The sequence below is a fragment of the Nodularia harveyana UHCC-0300 genome, assembly GCF_034931085.1.
Taxonomy (GTDB): domain Bacteria; phylum Cyanobacteriota; class Cyanobacteriia; order Cyanobacteriales; family Nostocaceae; genus Nodularia; species Nodularia harveyana.
The window spans coordinates 21,404-40,769 of the sequence record NZ_JAYGHG010000040.1 but is presented as its reverse complement, the minus strand read 5'-3'; the positions used below and the strand labels follow the sequence as shown (position 1 = coordinate 40,769).

At 42.9% G+C, this 19,366-nt stretch carries 15 protein-coding genes and 1 tRNA gene; 11 read left to right on the top strand and 5 right to left on the bottom strand.

What is annotated here, in order from left to right; translation table 11 throughout:
- Both cobN and VB620_RS18670 read left to right on the top strand, forming a co-directional pair.
- The coding region (cobN, locus tag VB620_RS18675; protein ID WP_323197653.1) for a cobaltochelatase subunit CobN at positions 1-2,427 on the top strand (2,427 nt) is incomplete at its 5' end.
- Between the two features lie 18 nt (positions 2,428-2,445).
- Positions 2,446-3,615, top strand: coding sequence for a peptidoglycan-binding domain-containing protein (locus VB620_RS18670; protein WP_323197652.1), 1,170 nt, complete (start codon positions 2,446-2,448; stop codon positions 3,613-3,615).
- Between the two features lie 32 nt (positions 3,616-3,647).
- Here VB620_RS18670 and VB620_RS18665 read toward each other — a convergent pair whose 3' ends face one another.
- From VB620_RS18665 to lipA, 5 genes are all read right to left on the bottom strand, one after another.
- Positions 3,648-4,103, bottom strand: a complete 456-nt coding sequence (locus VB620_RS18665; protein ID WP_323197651.1) for a transcriptional repressor — start codon at positions 4,101-4,103, stop codon at positions 3,648-3,650.
- A 160-nt stretch (positions 4,104-4,263) separates the two neighbouring features.
- A complete protein-coding gene (locus VB620_RS18660; RefSeq protein ID WP_323197650.1) occupies positions 4,264-5,256 on the bottom strand; it encodes a DUF4351 domain-containing protein in 993 nt (330 codons plus the stop codon).
- Positions 5,257-5,677: 421 nt separating this feature from the next.
- Entirely contained in the window at positions 5,678-6,928 is a 1,251-nt protein-coding gene (gene sigC, locus VB620_RS18655; RefSeq protein ID WP_323197649.1) for an RNA polymerase sigma factor SigC, read from the bottom strand.
- Positions 6,929-7,404: 476 nt separating this feature from the next.
- Positions 7,405-8,331, bottom strand: a complete 927-nt coding sequence (locus VB620_RS18650; protein WP_323197656.1) for an NAD(P)H-dependent glycerol-3-phosphate dehydrogenase — start codon at positions 8,329-8,331, stop codon at positions 7,405-7,407.
- 43 nt (positions 8,332-8,374) lie between these two features.
- Positions 8,375-9,244 carry a lipoyl synthase gene (gene lipA / locus VB620_RS18645; RefSeq protein ID WP_323197648.1) on the bottom strand — a complete coding sequence of 290 codons (870 nt, stop codon included), beginning with the start codon at positions 9,242-9,244 and terminating at the stop codon, positions 8,375-8,377.
- Positions 9,245-9,359: 115 nt separating this feature from the next.
- On the opposite strand from lipA, the gene VB620_RS18640 reads away from it, so the two are divergent.
- The 9 genes from VB620_RS18640 (at position 9,360) to VB620_RS18600 (ending at position 19,268) form a co-directional block, all read left to right on the top strand.
- Positions 9,360-9,433 (top strand) — tRNA-Pro (locus tag VB620_RS18640).
- 108 nt (positions 9,434-9,541) lie between these two features.
- Positions 9,542-11,038 (top strand): class I SAM-dependent DNA methyltransferase, encoded by a 1,497-nt coding sequence (locus VB620_RS18635; RefSeq protein WP_323197647.1) that lies wholly within the window; start codon positions 9,542-9,544, stop codon positions 11,036-11,038.
- Between the two features lie 56 nt (positions 11,039-11,094).
- Complete coding sequence (locus tag VB620_RS18630; RefSeq protein WP_323197646.1) at positions 11,095-11,424, top strand: GIY-YIG nuclease family protein; 330 nt, start codon at positions 11,095-11,097, stop codon at positions 11,422-11,424.
- A 6-nt stretch (positions 11,425-11,430) separates the two neighbouring features.
- Positions 11,431-12,714 (top strand): restriction endonuclease subunit S, encoded by a 1,284-nt coding sequence (locus VB620_RS18625; protein WP_323197645.1) that lies wholly within the window; start codon positions 11,431-11,433, stop codon positions 12,712-12,714.
- A 207-nt stretch (positions 12,715-12,921) separates the two neighbouring features.
- Positions 12,922-13,146, top strand: a complete 225-nt coding sequence (locus VB620_RS18620; protein WP_323197644.1) for a hypothetical protein — start codon at positions 12,922-12,924, stop codon at positions 13,144-13,146.
- On the top strand, positions 13,137-13,547 hold the full coding sequence (locus VB620_RS18615) for a type II toxin-antitoxin system VapC family toxin (RefSeq protein ID WP_323197643.1): 411 nt from the start codon (positions 13,137-13,139) through the stop codon (positions 13,545-13,547). Before VB620_RS18620 ends, VB620_RS18615 begins: the two co-directional genes overlap by 10 nt.
- A 44-nt stretch (positions 13,548-13,591) precedes the next feature.
- Positions 13,592-15,952: an EcoAI/FtnUII family type I restriction enzme subunit R gene (gene hsdR / locus VB620_RS18610; RefSeq protein WP_407674265.1), complete on the top strand. Its 2,361-nt coding sequence runs from the start codon at positions 13,592-13,594 to the stop codon at positions 15,950-15,952.
- A gap of 1,248 nt (positions 15,953-17,200) precedes the next feature.
- The gene (locus tag VB620_RS18605; protein ID WP_323197641.1) at positions 17,201-18,430 is read left to right on the top strand and encodes a sedoheptulose 7-phosphate cyclase; all 1,230 of its coding nucleotides are present in this window, start codon (positions 17,201-17,203) and stop codon (positions 18,428-18,430) included.
- A gap of 4 nt (positions 18,431-18,434) precedes the next feature.
- Entirely contained in the window at positions 18,435-19,268 is an 834-nt protein-coding gene (locus tag VB620_RS18600) for an O-methyltransferase (protein WP_323197640.1), read from the top strand.
- Positions 19,269-19,366 lie beyond the last annotated feature (98 nt).

Below are 19,366 nucleotides of genomic sequence, written 5' to 3'. Positions count from 1 at the left end.
CCCCACACCCCCCACACCTCCCACACCCCCCACACCCCCCACACTCCCCACACTCCCCACACCCCCCACACCCAACGCCCCGTTCCCGGTATGCAGTTGGGTAACATCTTTATAGGGATTCAGCCATCACGGGGTTATGATCTTGACCCTAGTTTGAATTATCATGCACCGGATTTAGTGCCGACCCATGATTATTTAGCTTTTTATTATTGGGTGCGGGAATGTTTTGATGCTGATGCTGTAGTTCATGTGGGTAAACATGGCAATTTAGAATGGCTACCGGGTAAAAGTGTGGCTTTGTCTAGTAGTTGTTATCCAGAGGTAGCCTTTGGCGCACTTCCCCATTTTTATCCGTTTATTGTCAATGACCCTGGTGAAGGTTCTCAGGCTAAACGTCGCGCCCAAGCTGTGATTTTAGACCACCTGACACCGCCGATGACGCGAGCAGAATTGTATGGGGCTTTGCAAGAGTTAGAAAATTTGGTGGATGAATATTACGAGGCGGAAAGTTTAGATCCCACCCGTGTACCAGTAATTAGCGATCGCATTCGGGAATTAGTCATTGCCGAAAATCTACATAAAGATTTAGGAATTGCCGAAGAAACGGATATTTTAAAGTTTGAATCCGTAATTTTGAATTTTCTCGGCGGCTATCTGTGTGAATTGAAAGAAGCCCAAATTCGGGACGGTTTACACATTTTTGGTCAATGTCCCCAAGGGCGACAACTGCGAGATCTAATCGTGGCGATCGCCCGCATTCCCAACCGTTATTCTATAGGTATTACCCGCGCTATCTGCACAGATTGGGGTTTAGACTTCGACCCCCTAACCACAAATTTCGCCACAGAGTTATCACAACTTGACCAACAAATTTTAGCCAGCAAAAACCCCAAAATCTGCCGCACTGTCGGCGATGCAGTGGAAATCCTCGAAGCACACGCAGCCGAATTAGTAGAACAACTCCTCAATCCCCACACCTCCCACACCTCCCACACTTCCCACACCTCCCACACCTCCCACACCCCCCACACCCCCCACACTCCCCACACTCCCATTCTTAACTGGATCAACAGCAAACTCCTTCCCGCCTTACAACAAACCCACGAGGAAATTGCCAACTTACTCCACGGACTGGATGGTAAATACATTCCCAGCGCCCCCTCCGGCGCACCGACAAGGGGTCGTCCGGAAGTCCTCCCCACCGGCAGAAACTTTTATTCAGTGGATATTCGCGCGATTCCCACAGAAACCGCTTGGGATGTCGGTCGCAAAGCCGCAGAAAACCTGATTGAATGTTACACCCAAGAAAACGGCGAATATCCTCAAACTTTGGGTTTATCCCTCTGGGGAACTGCAACTATGCGAACGGGTGGTGATGATATCGCCGAGGCTTTAGCTTTGTTGGGTGTGCGTCCGGTGTGGGATGGTGCAGCCAGGCGGGTTGTAGACTTTGAAATTTTACCTTTAACTATTTTGGGTCGTCCCCGTGTCGATGTCACCTTAAGAATTTCGGGATTTTTCCGAGACGCTTTTCCCAATTTAATTGATTTATTCCAGCAAGCTGTAACAGCAGTAGCCGCACTAGATGAATCTTCAGAGTATAATCCCCTGGCTGTGCAAGTGAACCAAGATACTGATTTTTGGATGCAACAAGGTTTGAGTGCAGAAGCCGCCAATGTGCGATCGCAATACCGCGTTTTTGGTTCTCAACCAGGTGCTTATGGTGCGGGACTCCAAGGACTTATGGCATCACAAAACTGGGAAGATGATCAAGATTTAGCCAATGCTTATATTAACTGGAGTTGCTACGCTTACACCACCGCCCCCGAATCTCAAGGGGAATTAGTGGGAATTTCTGCCCCAGAAGCCTTTGAGCAACGTTTAGGACAAATGCAAATTGTCTTACACAACCAAGACAACCGCGAACACGACATCCTCGATTCTGATGATTATTACCAATTCCAAGGCGGTTTAACAGCAGCAGTGAGATCGCTTCAAGGCAAAAACCCGCAAACCTATTTTGGTGATAATTCCATTCCCGCGCAGCCGCGTGTACGGAAACTCTCCGCAGAAATTGCTAGGGTATATCGTTCTCGCGTCGTCAACCCCAAATGGATAGAAGGAATGATGCGCCACGGCTACAAAGGTGCATTTGAAATGGCCGCCACCGTCGATTATTTATTTGCCTACGATGCTACCGCCCAATGTGTCGAAGACTATATGTATCAAGGCATCACGCAGGCCTATTTACAAGATCCTGTAGTCTCTGAATTTATTCAACAAAAGAACCCTTGGGCAATGCGTGATATTGCTGAAAAACTACTAGAAGCACACCAGCGAAATTTATGGCAGGATGTAAATATACAGACATTAGACGACTTGCGAAATCTTGTACATCAAGCCGAAGCAACTATTGAAGAACAATAATTGATTTAAGAAACAGATATGGACAACCTTGCGTATTTGTATTTAGCTGATGCTTATGAAAACACCGCATCCAGTGAATTAGTATCCCTCAGTACCTTATTAAACAAAGCATCTGCACCAGATTGGAAACGCTTTTCCAGTAAAGCCTGGAGACATTTGTTACCCCTAGCCCTGGCTTTATCTATTCTCAGTTCTGTCAGCAGCGTCTTAGCATTAGAGCGTGGAGACCAAGGACCCTCAGTGCGGAATCTCCAAGAACAATTGCAACACTCCGGCTTTTATCAAGCTCCCATCACCCAAGTCTATGACTTCTCCACAGAAGATGCTGTGCGGCGTTTTCAAGCAGCTCATGGTTTAGTCGTTGATGGAATTGTGGGAATCATGACTAGGCAAAAATTAGAAACCTCCTCTGCACAACCACAGAGTTCTAGCCACACATCAGTCAATTCACAACTGCCAAAACTGACTACAGCCAGTACACCTTTTGATACTACAGCCAGCACAGAGAACGTCTCAACTAAAATTATTAGTGCTGTGGTAAATCCAACAAGCCCTAATCCTCACTTCCTGAAAAGAGGTGATCAAAGCGAACAAGTCAAGATATTACAAGAACGGTTGCGAGTTGCAGGTTTCTATTCTGCTCAAGCCACAGGGGTATTTGGACCAATTACCGAACAAGCCGTGATGCGGTTCCAAGAAGCTTATCAATTAGATGTTGATGGTATGGTTGGCTCTGCAACACTCAGCAAATTACCAGATGTTGCTGTTGGCGGAGAAAATACTCCTCCCATACAGATAGTAAATACAGATAATCTCAGTGTTGGTCATCAAGGTGAAGCAGTCAGGCTAGTTCAGCAACATTTGATTCAAGCCGGATATCTTCAGGGAACACCAAATGGATATTTTGATTCCCAGACTGCGGCTGCTGTCAGTCAATTTCAAGCTGCGAATTACTTAGCTGTCAGTGGCATCGCTGGCCCCACTACCAGAGCTAAACTATATAGTGTAATTGATACTCCTGCCCAGAGTGAATTTAGTATCTTGGAAATCCAAAGGCGACTACGAGAACAGGGTTTCTATCAAGGTAATCTCAATGGTGTGATGGCCGATGATACTAAAATAGCCATCAAGCAAGCTCAAGAGCATTATGGCATCAGTCTCAGTGATATCAGAGGCGGACGTTTTTAACATCCGCTCTAGATGTGAAGATCATTTATTGACTACAAAGGCATAAGCGAGCGTTGACATTGAGGACAAACTGCGTGGATTGTCATTTGGCAATCCAGCAGGTGAAATCCTTCTTTTTGAGCAGTTTTTGCCCCAATTTTTAAAATTGAGTCGTTTTTAAACTCAATGGTGGAGTTGCATTTCACACAAATCAAGTGATGATGATGATGGGGGTAAGGCTGGTTAATTTCGTAATGCTTATGTCCTTCTCCTAATTCTAATTCCCGTAAAATCCCCATACGGGCCATCAATTTCAACGTGCGATAAATGGTGGAAAGACTGATCCCTTCCCCTTCCGTTTCTAATCGATGATAAAGATCCTCGGCGCTGAGATGTTCACCTTGGGGAAGTTCTTGAAAAATGTGGAGAATTGTTTCTCGCTGCGGTGTTAAACGCCAGCCTCGATCATTCAGTTCTGCTTTAAGTGAAGTAGATGTGTAAACAGTCATACTAATTTTTCTCAACAAAGCCTATTAATTGAGAATATAGCAAATTCTCAGGGCGATTTGCAACAATCATGTCTTATTGCGAAATATTATTAAGGCATCAATGATCATTGATTCTGAAACTTAACTTTATTTAAATAGGACGATTGATTTTTTCCCACTGTTAATTTGTTTCCAACCAGTTAAGTATATCTGCCATACTTGTAAAATCCAGTAAAGCTTCGCCAAGATTTTCTAATTGATTCACAGAAAGCGATTGGATGCGCTGTTGTATTTCTGGTGACAATTCACCTACTCTTCTTTTCAGTAATTTCAAAATAATCGCTTGTTCGCCTTCTTGTCGGCCTTCTTGTCGGCCTTCTTGTCGCCCTTCTTGCTTTCCCTCTTCTTTTCCCCGCTCGTAGCCTATGCGTTCGCCTGTGGTGACATATCTCATAGTCCGCTCCTGCTCAAATTGTTTAAATTCGTCCCAGAATTGATTTTCTAATGCTTTTGGTAAAATCATAACCCAATCAATGAATCGATAGAGGTTGCGAATATCTTGCTCTTGTAAGCCTAAATCGTATAAACGGCGAATTAAGCGGAATTTCCAAATTTTACGTTCTGCGGGTGATGAGCGCGTTTCCTGAGTTTTTAAATGCGCCATGACTACTGTCGCAAAGGGATTATTGTTATTTTCCAAATTCTCCCAACTAGCTTTGTAATCTAAAAGTTTGACGCTCCCAAATTCAAAGTTTAAGCGGGTGTGGGGATAATTGTAACTGTAGTTCCTGGGTCGCCATTCTTGGTTGGTGTCACAGAGAATAGCCAAGCTAATTGCTGGTTGGTCGAAACGGTCAAAGATGCGAAAGTTATAGGTGAACATCCGCTTACTGAAATTATCTTCTTTTTGCGCCTGAATTTCTACATGAACTAATAACCACAGTTCTTGTCCTCCAATTTGCCAAACTTTGACTAATTGGTCAGCATATCGTTTACCTTGTTCTGCTTCACGGGCGATTTGTTGAAATTCTTTGTTGAGAAATTCGTAGGGGCGTTCCCAGTCAATTAACGCCGCAGTTTCTGGGAAAAAGAATTGCATGGCCTGGGGAAAATATGCTTCTAGAATTTCTTTCCAAGGACTATCAAAATCAACACGGTCATTAAGATTGGTCATCAAGAGAAATATCGGAAAATTAAATATGCGTTTTCTCAAACCCTTGTAGAGATGTTCGATGTATAGCAGGGAACAGGGAACAGGGAACAGGGAACAGGAAACAGGAAACAGGGAACAGGGAACAGGGAACAGGGAACAGGGAACAGGGAATAGGCTCGCCCTGAGCGAAGTCGAAGTAACTCGTTTGCGTAGCATCCCGAAGGGTAGGGCTTGAAACTCTGACATTGTAAAGGTTTTATTATTTGTTTCTGTCCTAACTTCCCTGGCGATTGCTATAACGTCTCTACTTTCTTTCTCGGAGATTTTTTATATAAGGTGGTAGAAGAATTTTAATTTATATTTTATATAATGACGGCAGATTTTACACAAGAGCAGACAGAATTAGCGCCCTTGTGTAGATCAAATTTGTCGCCATTATTGACTAACTTAAGGATTCCAGATAATCGCGGATAAGGTTGCGCCGTTTGGGTTGGCGGAGTTTTTGCAAGGCTTTGGATTCGATTTGACGGACTCTTTCTCTAGATAAATCCAGAGCGCGGCCAATTTCGGCTAAGGAATAGGGATGACCATCGGATAAGCCAAAGCGCATGAGAATTACATCCCGCTCACGGCTGGTTAAATCTGACAACAAACTATGCAAGTCTTTTTGTAAAGATTCTCGCATTAACATTTCTTCTGGGGTAATGCAGTCGGTTTCTAGTAATTCCCCTAATTCGGTGTCTTTATCTTTACCAACTTTGGTTTCTAAGGAAACGGAACGGGGGACTCTGAGTAATACTTCCCGCACTGCGGTTGGTGTCATTTCTAACTCAGTTGCTAAATCGTCTAAAGTGGGTGTCCGGCCTTTTTCTTGGGCAATTTTGCGTTGAGCTTTTTTAATTTTGTTGAGTTTTTCGGTGATATGAACAGGGAGGCGAATTGTGCGACTTGATGTGGCGATCGCTCTGGTAATTCCCTGACGAATCCACCAATAAGCATAGGTACTAAAGCGGTATCCCTTGGTGGGGTCAAATTTTTCTACGGCTCTTTCTAAACCTAAAGTCCCTTCTTGAACCAAGTCTAATAATTCTAAACCGCGATTTTGATATTTTTTCGCCACTGACACTACCAAGCGCAAATTTGCCTTGATCATGTGTTCTTTGGCGTGGAGTCCTTGAGTTTGGACTTTCTCCAGTTCTTCCACTGTCAATTCCGCAATTTCTGCCCAGCGCCGCTTACCATTGGCTAAAGTGGGTTTAAGATCCGCAAGATTTATCTCAGCAGTGCTAGCCCACCGTTCTAAAGACGGGCGGTGTCCTAGTGCCGATGACAGTCGCTCTTGCACTTCAATTAATTTCAGGTATGGTGCAATGACTTCATCTCCTTGCTTGGCGGCGGTGGCTAAGATCGTTCGCATCCGCAAGTAGCGTTGAACTTTTTGGGCTTCGGAAACTTCTTCATCCCGCCCTAACAGCCGCACCCGCCCAATTTCCTGAAGATATAGACGTACTAAGTCTGTACTACGACGGTTAGTATTCCCAGCAAGGTTAGCAGGGTCAACCGCAGCTACTTCCAACTCTTGGATATCTTCTGCCGATAACTCAGCATCATCAATAATGAGTTCTTCATCCAAAGCCGGGTGGGAATCTTTGGTATTAGAAGCGGCATCTGCGTAAAAAGATGTTGCTGGCATAAGGCTCGTTTCAATGGCTCCAGGTAACAATAGATTACGGTCAGCTAATTACACTGTTGCTATTGTTCCCGTGATTCAAGATGAACTAACACGGTTGAGATTTTCAGTACAATTTTTAGCAAAAAAAATATACTAAAATTTTCTCACACTCATTCCGAACTGTATCGGTAGAGGGTCTGAATTGAACCAATAGCTATTCAAATCTCGATCTAGGCTTTAGATGATCATAAAGTTCCTAGTTAGCAGTTCTACATAAGCAAGTGTTGGTGGTTATGTTAATAACTGGTAAAAACACTTGTTAGTAAGAATGTATATTGATCATCAGCATGGTTATATCTACATGGGTAGGAAAGTAATATCCAGATAATTTATGATTTTTTTTCTAGGGATTATTCAGGAATTAATACAAGTGTTAGGTTGTCATCAATTAGCTAGTATACACGCAGGCGGCCTGATTAAACTGCTAGGAATGAGTTTCAATAGTGATACTCTGGCTTGATATCTCGTAACATTAATTCTTCTAATGCCTGACGGGGTGTGATTTCACCTTGGAGTAGGCGATAAACTTGCTGGGTCAGGGGGATGGGAATGGTATATTGCTGGGCGCGTTGCACTAACACTTGGCAAGTGTTGACACCTTCAGCTGTTCCGGCTGTGTGTGCGAGAATTTCTGTTAATGTTTTACCACTAGCCATTTGATAACCCACTTGGTAATTGCGACTGAGAGGACTGTTGCAAGTTGCTAACAAGTCTCCTAGACCGGATAAACCATAAAATGTTTCCGTCTTTGCACCCCAACTCTGGCCGATGCGAACCATTTCTGTGAGTCCACGGGTGACTAATGCGGCTTTGGCGTTGGTTCCTAGATGTAAGCCATCACACACACCGGCGGCGATCGCCATAATATTTTTTAATGTTCCCCCTAGTTCTACACCGATGGGGTCAGGATTGGTATATACCCGAAAAATAGGCGAAGAAAAGACCAGTTGTACCAGTTCCGCCGCAGCTGTGTTTTCGCTAGCCACTACTGTTGCTGCTGGTAATGATTCTTGGATTTCTTGAGATAAATTTGGTCCCGATAATACTACCACTGGATGATCGGGGAATGCTATTTGCCAAATTTGTGAGGGTGTAGAGGTGGTTTGGGGATCTAAGCCTTTGGTAGCTGTAACTAAAATTGTGTTTGGGGAAAGGGGTATAGATTTGACTTGAGAGACTAGATCACTTACCCCTTTCATGGCGATCGCTGATAGAATGATTTCCGCACCTGAGATCACTGCTTCCAGAGTGGCTGATCCCCGACGTGACCACACACGCACCTCATGGCCGTTCTGACTGGCTAAGTCTGCTAAAGCCTGACCCCAAGCACCTGCACCCAAAATAGCTATAGTAGTTTTCTGCACCGCTATCATCAATATTTCCTACTATCTAAATATCACACCCCAGTTAACGCGGGTAACGTTCCATTAATTCCCGGACTTGCTCTGCATGGTATGAGCTTCTTGTCAACGGAGATGAAACAACTTGTAAAAATCCGATTTCTTCCCCGAATTTCTGCCAGGCTGCAAATTGCTCCGGAGTGATAAAATCATTAACTTGCAAGTGTTTGGCGCTGGGTTGGAGATACTGTCCAATAGTCAATATGTCACAATCCACAGAGCGGAGGTCTTGCATAACTTGGCGAACTTCCGCATCTGTTTCACCTAGTCCCACCATAATTCCGGATTTAGTATAGATCCCTGGGGCGATGTTGCGAGAACGGTGGAGTAATTCCAAAGTCCTCTGATAGTTTCCTTGGGGACGCACCCGGCGATATAACCGCTCAATAGTTTCTGTATTGTGGTTAATTACCTCTGGCGCAGCTGCTAAAATGATTTCCAAAGCTTGCCAATTACCGCATAAATCCGGAATTAACACCTCAATAGTCGTTTTCGGCGACACAGCACGCACCCCTTCAATGCACCGCACAAATTGAGCCGCACCACCATCAGGTAAATCATCCCGGTTCACAGAAGTAATTACCACATGATTCAGACCCATTCGGCGCACAGCTTCCGCTAGTCTGGCTGGTTCTGTGGGGTCCAGGGCTTGGGGTTTTTTCTCAAAATCAATATCACAATAGGGACAAGCGCGGGTACAGGCCGGACCCATAATTAAAAATGTCGCCGTACCAGCTTGAAAGCACTCACCAATATTCGGACAGGACGCTTCCTCACAAACTGTATTGAGCGCTAAATCCCGCAAAATTTCTTTAACGTTACCAACGCGCTCCCACTGAGGCGCTTTTACTCGCAACCAGTCTGGTTTAACAGTCACAATCTGCCCTTATATTTGAAGTTATACAAGTCTCATCCTAGCAAGCAAAGCTCTGAGTTAAGATATTTATCATTTTTGTTCACGACATGATATAATATGTGGGTATTTATTGTGGCGGGATGTGGCGCAGCTTGGTAGCGCACTTCGTTCGGGACGAAGGGGCCGCTGGTTCGAATCCAGTCATCCCGATTGGTAAAATCTTAGCATTGAGAACGGCTGGAATACTTGTATAATCTGAAGTTAGGCAATTTTGAAGATTACGCCGAATTGTCGTCCAAAATTCCCCAGCCAGGCTAAATGTTCGAGCAAACCTTTAAAAATATTGATGACGTTCTCTGGAAAGAGGCGGGTTGCACTACAGAGTTAGATTATACAGAGCAAACTTCTTGGCTACTGTTTCTCAAATATTTGGATGATTTGGAGCAGGAAAGGGCGCTGTCAGCCGAGTTAATGGGTAAATCATATCAATTTATTATTGATCAGGCGCATCAGTGGTCAGTGTGGGCGGCTCCGAAAGGGGCGGATGGTAAGGTGAATCATGATCAGGCGTTGACTGGTGATGATTTGATTGATTATGTCAACGGGACGTTATTTCCATATTTACAAGGTTTCAAAGAACGGGCGACCAGTCCAAACACAATTGAATATAAAATTGGCGAGATTTTTACTGAGATTAAGAATAGGTTTCAAAGCGGCTATAGTTTGCGGGATGCGTTGGAATATGTCGATGAACTGCGGTTCCAATCCCAGCAGGAGAAACATGAGTTATCCCATCTCTATGAAGGGAAAATTAAAAAGATGGGGAATGCGGGGCGGAATGGTGGTGAATATTACACACCCCGTCCGTTGATTCGCGCAATGATTCAGGTGGTCAGGCCGAAAATAGGCGATCGCATTTATGATGGTGCTTGCGGTTCCGGGGGGTTTTTGTGCGAAACCTACGACTATTTACGTCACGGGAATCTAACCACAAAACAGCTAGATATTCTCCAAAATCAGACTTTTACAGGGAAGGAAAAGAAGAGTTTAGCCTATGTAATTGCCATCATGAATATGATTTTGCATGGCATTGATGCGCCGAATATCATTCATACTAATACTTTGACCGAAAATCTCAGTGATATTCAGGACAAAAATCGGTTTGATGTCATCTTGGCTAATCCGCCCTTTGGGGGGAAGGAACGCAAAGAAGTACAGCAAAATTTTCCCATTAAGACTGGGGAAACCGCCTTTCTATTTTTGCAGCATTTCATCAAAATCCTCAAGGTTGGCGGTAGGGCGGCGGTAGTAATTAAAAATACCTTCCTTTCTAATTCTGATAATGCTTCGCGGGCGCTGCGTCAAGAGCTTTTGAGTAGTTGTAATCTGCACACAATTTTGGATTGTCCCAGTGGGACTTTTATCGGTGCGGGGGTGAAAACTGTTGTTTTATTTTTTGAGAAGGGTACACCTACTCGGAAGATTTGGTATTATCAACTCGATCCGGGGCGGAATATGGGGAAAACTAATTCCCTAAATGATGAGGATTTGCGGGAGTTTGTCGAGCTACAGTCTAGGTTTTCTGAGTATAAGAAGTCTTGGTTAGTGGATATTGCGGATATTGACCAGGAGAGTTTTGATTTATCGGTGAAGAATCCGCATAAAGCCGAGGAAGCAATATTACGAGAACCCCAAGAAATTTTAGATGAAATTGCAGTTTTAGATCAGGAGAGTGCCGAGATTTTGGCAACTATTGGGGGGATCGTGGTTTCGACTCCGCTCAACCACCGGGTTTCAGATATGAGGGCTGAGTAAAGACAAAGATGAGGACTGAGCGGAGTCGAAGTCCGTTTTTTTCACGAGGTCAAATAATGCCTTATATGTATATTCTAGAATGTGCTGATGGTTCTTTTTATACAGGAAGCACAAAGGATTTGCCTCGTCGTTTATGGGAACATAACAATGGTTTGGGTGCAAATCATACTAAAAAGCGATCGCCTGTAAAGTTAGTTTATGCAGAACAGTATGATCATGTGGCTGATGCTTTTTATCGTGAAAAACAGGTTCAGGGGTGGAGCAGGGCTAAAAAGATTACCTTAATGAATAGTAATTGGGAACGTCTTCGTATTTTGGCAGAGTGTCAGAATGATTCACATTATAAAAATGCTGGTTTCGACTCCGCTCAACCAGCAGAGGATTAAGGAAATATGACTATATCTGGTTGGGTTGAGAAAGAATTGGGTGAAGTTTGTACTCTTCAAAGGGGCTTTGACCTTCCCAAAAATCAGAGAGAGAAAGGTAATTATCCTCTAATTAGCTCTAGTGGTTGTATTGATAGTCATACAGAAGCTAAATCATTCGCTCCAGGTGTAGTTACTGGTCGAAGTGGAAGTATTGGGTCTGTTTTTTTTATTACTGAAGATTTTTGGCCTCTCAATACGACTCTTTATGTAAAAGACTTTCACGGTAATGATCCGCGCTTTATATTTTATTTACTCAACAAATTTGATCTCAAACGTTTTGCGAGTGGAGTTGGAGTTCCAACACTTAATAGAAATAGTGTTCATAGTGAGTTAGTAATAATTCCATCATCAATTATTGAGCAAAAGCGGATTGTGGAAATTTTGGATGAGGCATTTGAGGGGATTGATAGAGCGATCGCCAACTCAGAAAAGAACCTCACCAACGCCCGCGAACTCTTTGAAAGCTATCTCAACGGCATTTTTACCCAAAAAGGTGACGGATGGATAAATAAGAAGTTAGGAGATGTATGTGATTTTCTTAATGGATTTGCTTTTAAAAGTACCGATACAGTCAATTCTTCCGATGTACAACTAATCCGAATGGGTAATTTATATCAAAATATTCTCGACCTAGAAAGAAAACCAGTCTTTTATCCAAATGAATTTCGAGAACTTTATGCAAAATATATTGTTTCAGAAGGTGATTTAATAATGTCTCTAACAGGAACAGTTGATAAAGAAGATTATGGATATACAGTTGAAGTTCCAAAAACGACAAACATACTTCTTCTTAATCAGCGAATTGTTAAATTTATTAATATTGATACTAGTTATTTAGATAAAAAATTCTTTTTACATTTATTGAGAACTAAATATTTTTTGAATGCTTTATATAATTCTTCTCGCGGAGTTAGGCAAGCCAATTTATCAAGCTTATCAATGAAGGAAATACAGATTATTTTGCCTCCTGTAGAAGTTCAGAAATTTTTAGTTTCAGAGTTTCGCGCACTCGAAACAGAAACCCAACGCCTCGAAAATATCTACCGCCAAAAAATCGCCGCATTAAAAGAACTCAAACAATCCATCCTCCAAAAAGCCTTCACAGGAGAACTCACGGTTGGACTTACTTCGACTTACTTCGACTGCGCTCAGTACAAGTCGCTCAGTACAAGTCGCTCACCGACCACCGCAGACACAGCAACAATTGCCAAGGAGGAAAAAGCAGCATACAGCACTTCCGGCTATTAGGCAATACAATTTTTCTCCTTGTCCCTCTCCTATCATAGCTTTCAGCCTTGAGAATGTACCTCATAGCTGCCGGAAGTGCTGTAAGCAGTGACTTTATCTAACCGGGTGATAATCGCTTGTTTAAAAACAGACTGCTGTATTCTAAAGATAAGCCATAATAAACGAAGCACAAACCCAATAAAACCCCAAATACCAGAGGTTTGACTTATGCTGATCAAGAAAATTATCCAAGAGCTGCAAGACATTCCCGAAGAAAAACTTGCAGAAATCTATGATCTTATTCATTACTTTCGCTTAGGTTTAAGTCGAGAAGCTACCCAACCCCTTGCAGTGAGCGAAGTCGAACAGCGCACCCCTGGGTTATTAAAAGGAAAACTTAGTGAGGCTTTTTTTGAACCCTTACCGGAAGAGGAACTCCAGGAATGGGAATAAGCTACCTAATTGATACCCATATATTATTATGGTGGCTTTTTGATGACCCAAAACTGGATAAAAATTGTCGAAAAATTATTAGTAACCCAGATAATCATATTTTTGTTAGTAGTGTTTCCCCTTGGGAAATTGCGACCAAATACCGCATAGGAAAACTACCGGAAGCAAAAGAAATCCTGGAGAAATATTCACAGATATTACACCAAGCAAGATTTATTGAACTTCCCATAACTTCAGCTCATGCACTGAGAGCAGGTACTCTACCTATTCCCCATCGAGATCCTTTTGATCGGATGATCATGGCTCAAGCTGAACTGGAAAATTTACCCGTCATTACTTATGACAAAGCCTTTCAGACTGGATTTATCCAGGTAATTCCCCACCTCAACTCTAAACAATGAATGAAGCCGAAACCTCTAGGTTGAGCGAAGCCGAAACCTCTAGGTTGAGCGAAGCCGAAACCCGCGCCGAACTAATTGACCCCGCACTCAAAACCGCCGGCTGGGGAATCGTAGAAAATAGTCGCATTCGCCGGGAAGTCATCGCCCCAGGACGTTTAATTGGTAACGGTAAACGCGCTCATCCAGAATATGCTGATTATCTCCTGGTTTATCGTGGGGAAAAACTCGCCGTCATCGAAGCCAAAAAACGCGACTTACCAGATACCGCAGGTTTAGCACAAGCCAAAAAATACGCCGAAAAATTGCAGACTCGATTCGCCTACTCTACAAACGGTGTGGGAATTTACCAAGTAGATATGCACACAGGCGCAGAAGGTTACATCAGCCAATACCCCACACCCGAACAACTGTGGAAAGACACCTGGGGGTTGAGCGAACTTGAAACCAGCCAAGTTAAACAATGGCGCGAACGCTTTGCCAATGTTCCCTTTGAAGACCGTAGCGGTACATGGGAAACTCGATATTATCAACACAATGCCATAAAACACGTCTTAGAAGCCATTACTCAAGGCAAAAACCGCATATTGCTAACAATGGCTACAGGAACCGGTAAAACCTTCGTCGCTTTTCAACTAGCTTGGAAACTCTTTCAAAGTCGCTGGAACCTCAGCCAAACCCCCACCCGTCGCCCGCGAATACTATTTTTAGCAGACCGGAACATCCTCGCCAACCAAGCCTATAACTCCTTTTCCGCTTTTCCCGATGATGCTTTAGTCCGCATAGATCCCGAAGCTATCAAAAAACGGGGACGAGTTCCTAAAAATGGTAGTGTCTTCTTTACCATTTTCCAAACCTTCATGACCAAGACAAGCAGTAGTCTGAGTGAAGTCGAAGACAACACCGCCAACTTCAGCGACTATCCCCCCGACTTTTTCGACTTCATTATTATTGATGAATGTCACCGAGGCGGAGCTAGTGACGAAAGCACCTGGCGCGGTATTTTAGAATACTTCTCGCCCGCCGTGCAACTGGGACTCACCGCCACACCCAAACGCGACAATAACGCCGATACCTACGCCTACTTTGGCGAGCCAGTCTATACCTACGCCCTCAAAGACGGTATAAATGATGGCTTTCTGACTCCCTTTAAAGTCAAGCAAATCGAAACTAACCTAGACGAATATATTTACAGTCCCGCAGATGAATTAATCGCAGGTGAAATAGATACAGCCAAAACTTACACCGAGTCCGATTTCAACCGCACCATTGAAATTAATCAACGGGAAGCCTACCGAGTACAATTATTCATGTCAGAAATTGACCAGAATCAAAAAACTCTGGTATTTTGCGCTAACCAAGACCACGCGCTGGTTGTGCGGGATTTAATCAACCAAATGAAGATGAGCAGTAATCCTAATTACTGTGTCCGCGTCACCGCCGATGATGGGAAACTCGGTGAACAATATCTCAGCACCTTTCAAGACAACGAGAAAAATATTCCCACCATTCTCACCACTTCTCAAAAGCTTTCTACTGGGGTTGATGCGCGGAATGTTCGCAACATCGTACTCATGCGCCCCATCAACTCGATTATTGAATTTAAACAGATTATAGGTAGAGGGACTCGCCTGTTTGAAGGCAAAGACTACTTCACTATTTACGATTTTGTCAAAGCCTACAAAAACTTTAATGATCCGCAATGGGATGGCGAACCCAATGAAGCAGTAACTGTCACATCTAGAAGTGAACAGAAGTTACCATCATCAAAAGCTCATACTACCACAGAACGCCAGGAAAACACAAGGGATTCCCCCCACACCATTAAAATCAAACTCGCCGATGGCAAAGAACGCACCCTTCAGCACCGGATATCTACCAGCTTTTGGAGTCCAGAAGGTAAACCCATGAGCGCTACTGAATTTGTAGAACGTCTCTTTGGCGAAATTCCCGAATTATTCCAAAATGAAGCCGAATTACGCACAATTTGGAGTCGTCCCGATACTCGTAAAGCTCTATTAACAGGACTTTCGGAAAAGGGTTATGGCGAGGAAGAACTAACGGAAATTAGTCGCCTGATTGATGCTGAAAAAAGCGATTTATATGATGTTCTGGCTTATATCGCCTATGCTTTTACACCCATGAGCCGCCGAGAGCGAGTCATTGCTCATAAATCCTTAATTTTCTCTCGATATACAGGCAAACAGCAAGAATTTCTCGACTTTGTACTAGAGCAATATATTCAAGCGGGAGTCGGGGAACTGGATCGAGGGAAATTACCTCAACTCTTGGAGTTAAAATATCATGCTGTCCGTGATGCGGTGGCAGAACTAGGAAGCGTGGCGAATATTAGTGAAGTGTTTATCGGGTTTCAGCAGTATTTGTATTCACCGGATGTAGCTGCTTAATGGGGAAAAATACTCAATTCAGATTAAACCCGGAAGGTTCCAAAATGGAGGTTTGATATCCCATGGCGTTTGGGGATGGGGTTCTAGATTCTGATTATTAGTAACATCTCAATGGTAGGTAGTGATACGAATCACGGCTAAGAGGATTTTTGTGATTTAAAATCCTGGTGGTTATTTTATACACATTATCCCTAATCTGAATGAAAGCTATGTTATCTCAAGTATGAGTGAGAATTGACGACGCTAGGCGATCGCCAAAGCTTCAGCGTGATTATAAAGGCTATAACCCTGAGTTTTCCGTTGTTTTAATAAAGTTTGCAGTGTACATATTTACATTTGTTATTACTTGTATTAGGATAATGTTATGTTTTGTGTACTTGCTTTAATTTACTCCCCAGTAAATTTCCGGTAGGTTTAAACCAAAACGGCTTAAATCGCCATAAAACAAGTAGTTCAAGGAAACTTGGAATTTTTTTAATAGAGAACCATTCCTTAATAAATGTAAAGTGTTGTAACAATTCACTCAGATATACCTGATTCTAGTATTCAGAGTACTGAGTAGTAACTTGACTGAACAACAGAGGAATTACATTGCCTTTTGAGGTATTTTTCTCTAATACTAAAAAACAGCCACCAGAGGATTAATGTCAGCCGTAAATAGACCGAGTAGTTGATTAAAACAGGAGTTTTCCCAAGTTCAACGTTAGGACAATTGCTAGAGTCAAACACAGTGGAATTAAGTAAAATTCCGGAAAAATTCGGAGAGATTCACTGTCATTCTCAGCCAAATAGAATGTAGCGAGTTTAGCAATATAAGGTTTGATAGTCATGCTCAAAAACAGCGAATTAAAGATTAATCAGAGTTCTCATCTCAAATTAAAGCTTGGAGATCAGCGATACGAATATTTCTCCAGGATAGGATTTTTACGAAATCTCACAATCGGAAAGCCACTCAACTTAAAGATAGTGGATTATATCTGAGTTACGATATAATTTCCCCATGACAGTCAACCATCTTCCAAAAAGTAGTAGTTGATTGGTTTGGAGGTAGCCTTAAATTAAAGGTCACCCAAAAAATTTACAAAAATGAATGGTGTTGTTAAATAACATTACCAGTCAGTAATAGACTTTAGCTTTTTAATCAGAAGCCCATTTTGTTGTGTCTTTAATCTCAAGTTACAGGATTAAAGTCAAGGGAAATAATTCCCGCAATCTCACATTTTTTTAGTTGGAATTAGGTCAAAAAACATGAATAAAGTACAAGCATCCTTTCAAGCTACAGAAACCGCATTTCATGTAGAAGGTTACGAAAAGATTGATTTTAGTCTTGTCTATGTGAATGGTGCATTTAATATTGAAAACCGAGAAATTGCTGATAGCTATAGCAAATTCGGACGCTGTTTGACTGTGATTGATGCCAATGTTTACGAACTTTATGGCAAGGAAATCAGGTCATATTTTAAGCATTACGATATTGATCTGACAGTATTTCCCATCATTATTAGTGAACCAGCGAAAAGCTTAGAAACTTTTGAAAAAATTGTCGATGCTTTTTCCGACTTTGGCTTAGTTCGTAAAGAACCAGTGTTAGTTGTGGGTGGTGGTTTAGTGACTGATGTGGCTGGATTTGCTTGTGCTGCATACCGTCGCAAGAGTAACTATATTCGCGTTCCTACAACCTTAATTGGTTTAATTGATGCTGGGGTAGCGATTAAAGTAGCAGTTAATCATCGCAAGTTAAAAAATCGTTTGGGCGCATATCATGCACCTTTGAAAGTGATTCTAGACTTCTCATTTTTGAAGACTTTGCCAACGGATCAAGTCCGCAATGGTATGGCAGAGTTAGTAAAAATTGCTGTAGTGTCTAACTCAGAGGTATTTGAACTACTCTATAAACATGGAGAAGAATTACTAGCGACTCACTTTGGACACGTGAATGCTACACCAGAAATCAAAGAGATTGCTCATAAAGTTAACTACGAAGCTATCAAGACGATGCTGGAGTTAGAGACTCCTAATCTGCATGAACTTGATTTGGATCGGGTGATTGCTTATGGACACACTTGGAGTCCTACCCTAGAATTAGCGCCTCGTGTACCTCTATATCATGGTCACGCGGTGAATATAGATATGGCTTTATCTGCAACCATTGCGGCAGAAAGAGGCTATATTCCTACAAGTGAGCGCGATCGCATTCTCGACCTAATGAGTGGCATCGGTTTATCTCTAGATCATCCCCTACTAGATGGAGATTTGCTGTGGGAGGCTACCGAGTCTATTAGCTTAACACGAGATGGGAAACAACGGGCTGCTATGCCTCGCCCCATTGGTGAATGCTTCTTTGTGAATGATCTTACCCGTAAAGAACTGGATGCAGCTTTAGTGCAACACAAAAAACTATGTGCAGAATACCCCCGTCGCGGAGAAGGAGTTAACGCATATATTGAAACTCAAGAATCCAAACTAGTGGGGGTGTAAAGATATGACCAGTGTTGTCGGTAAAGAAATGGCTAGACCTATAACGCCCCATAGCATTTTAGTCGCTGAGTTACAGAAAACTCTCAAATTAGCACAAGAGAGTGATGTACCCGCAGAGATATTAGATTCTCTGCGCCAGGGAGTGCAATTAGCCGCCGGTTTAGATCCCTATTTGGATGAGTACACTACTCCCGAATCCAGTGCTTTAAAAGCATTAGCGCAAAAAACTAGTCAAGAAGACTGGGGAAAACGCTTTAGCGATCGCGCCACAGTGCTTCAATTAGAGCAAGAAATGCTTTCAGGACATCTGGAAGGACAGACCTTAAAAATGTTTGTTCATCTCACCAAAGCCAAGCGGATTCTGGAAGTAGGAATGTTTACAGGATATTCTGCCTTAGCAATGGCGGAAGCACTACCCAGTGATGGGGTACTGATCGCCTGTGAAGTAGATACCTATGTGGCTGAATTTGCCCAGAATTGCTTTAGTGAGTCTCCTGATGGCAAAAAAATCATTGTGGAGGTTGCCCCGGCTTTAGAGACACTGCACAAGCTCGCAGCCAGAAAAGAATCATTTGATTTAATTTTCATTGATGCGGATAAAAAGGAGTATGTAGAATACTTCCAGCTAATTTTGCAGCATGATTTGATTACCAGTGAGGGGTTAATCTGCGTAGATAATACTCTATTGCAGGGACAAGTATATCTACCCCCAGAACAACGCACCGCCAACGGTGAGGCGATCGCTCAGTTTAATGCTGTGGTAGCCGCCGATCCGCGTGTAGAGCAGGTTCTGTTACCTATCCGAGATGGTGTCACCCTAATTAGAAGGGTAGGTTAATTTAGGTATCCGGGAGATGAAGAAGATCAATTCTTCCTCATTTCCCTCTCTGGTTTTCTATGGTTAAATTACTTTTTGAACCACAGAGGCGCAGAGGA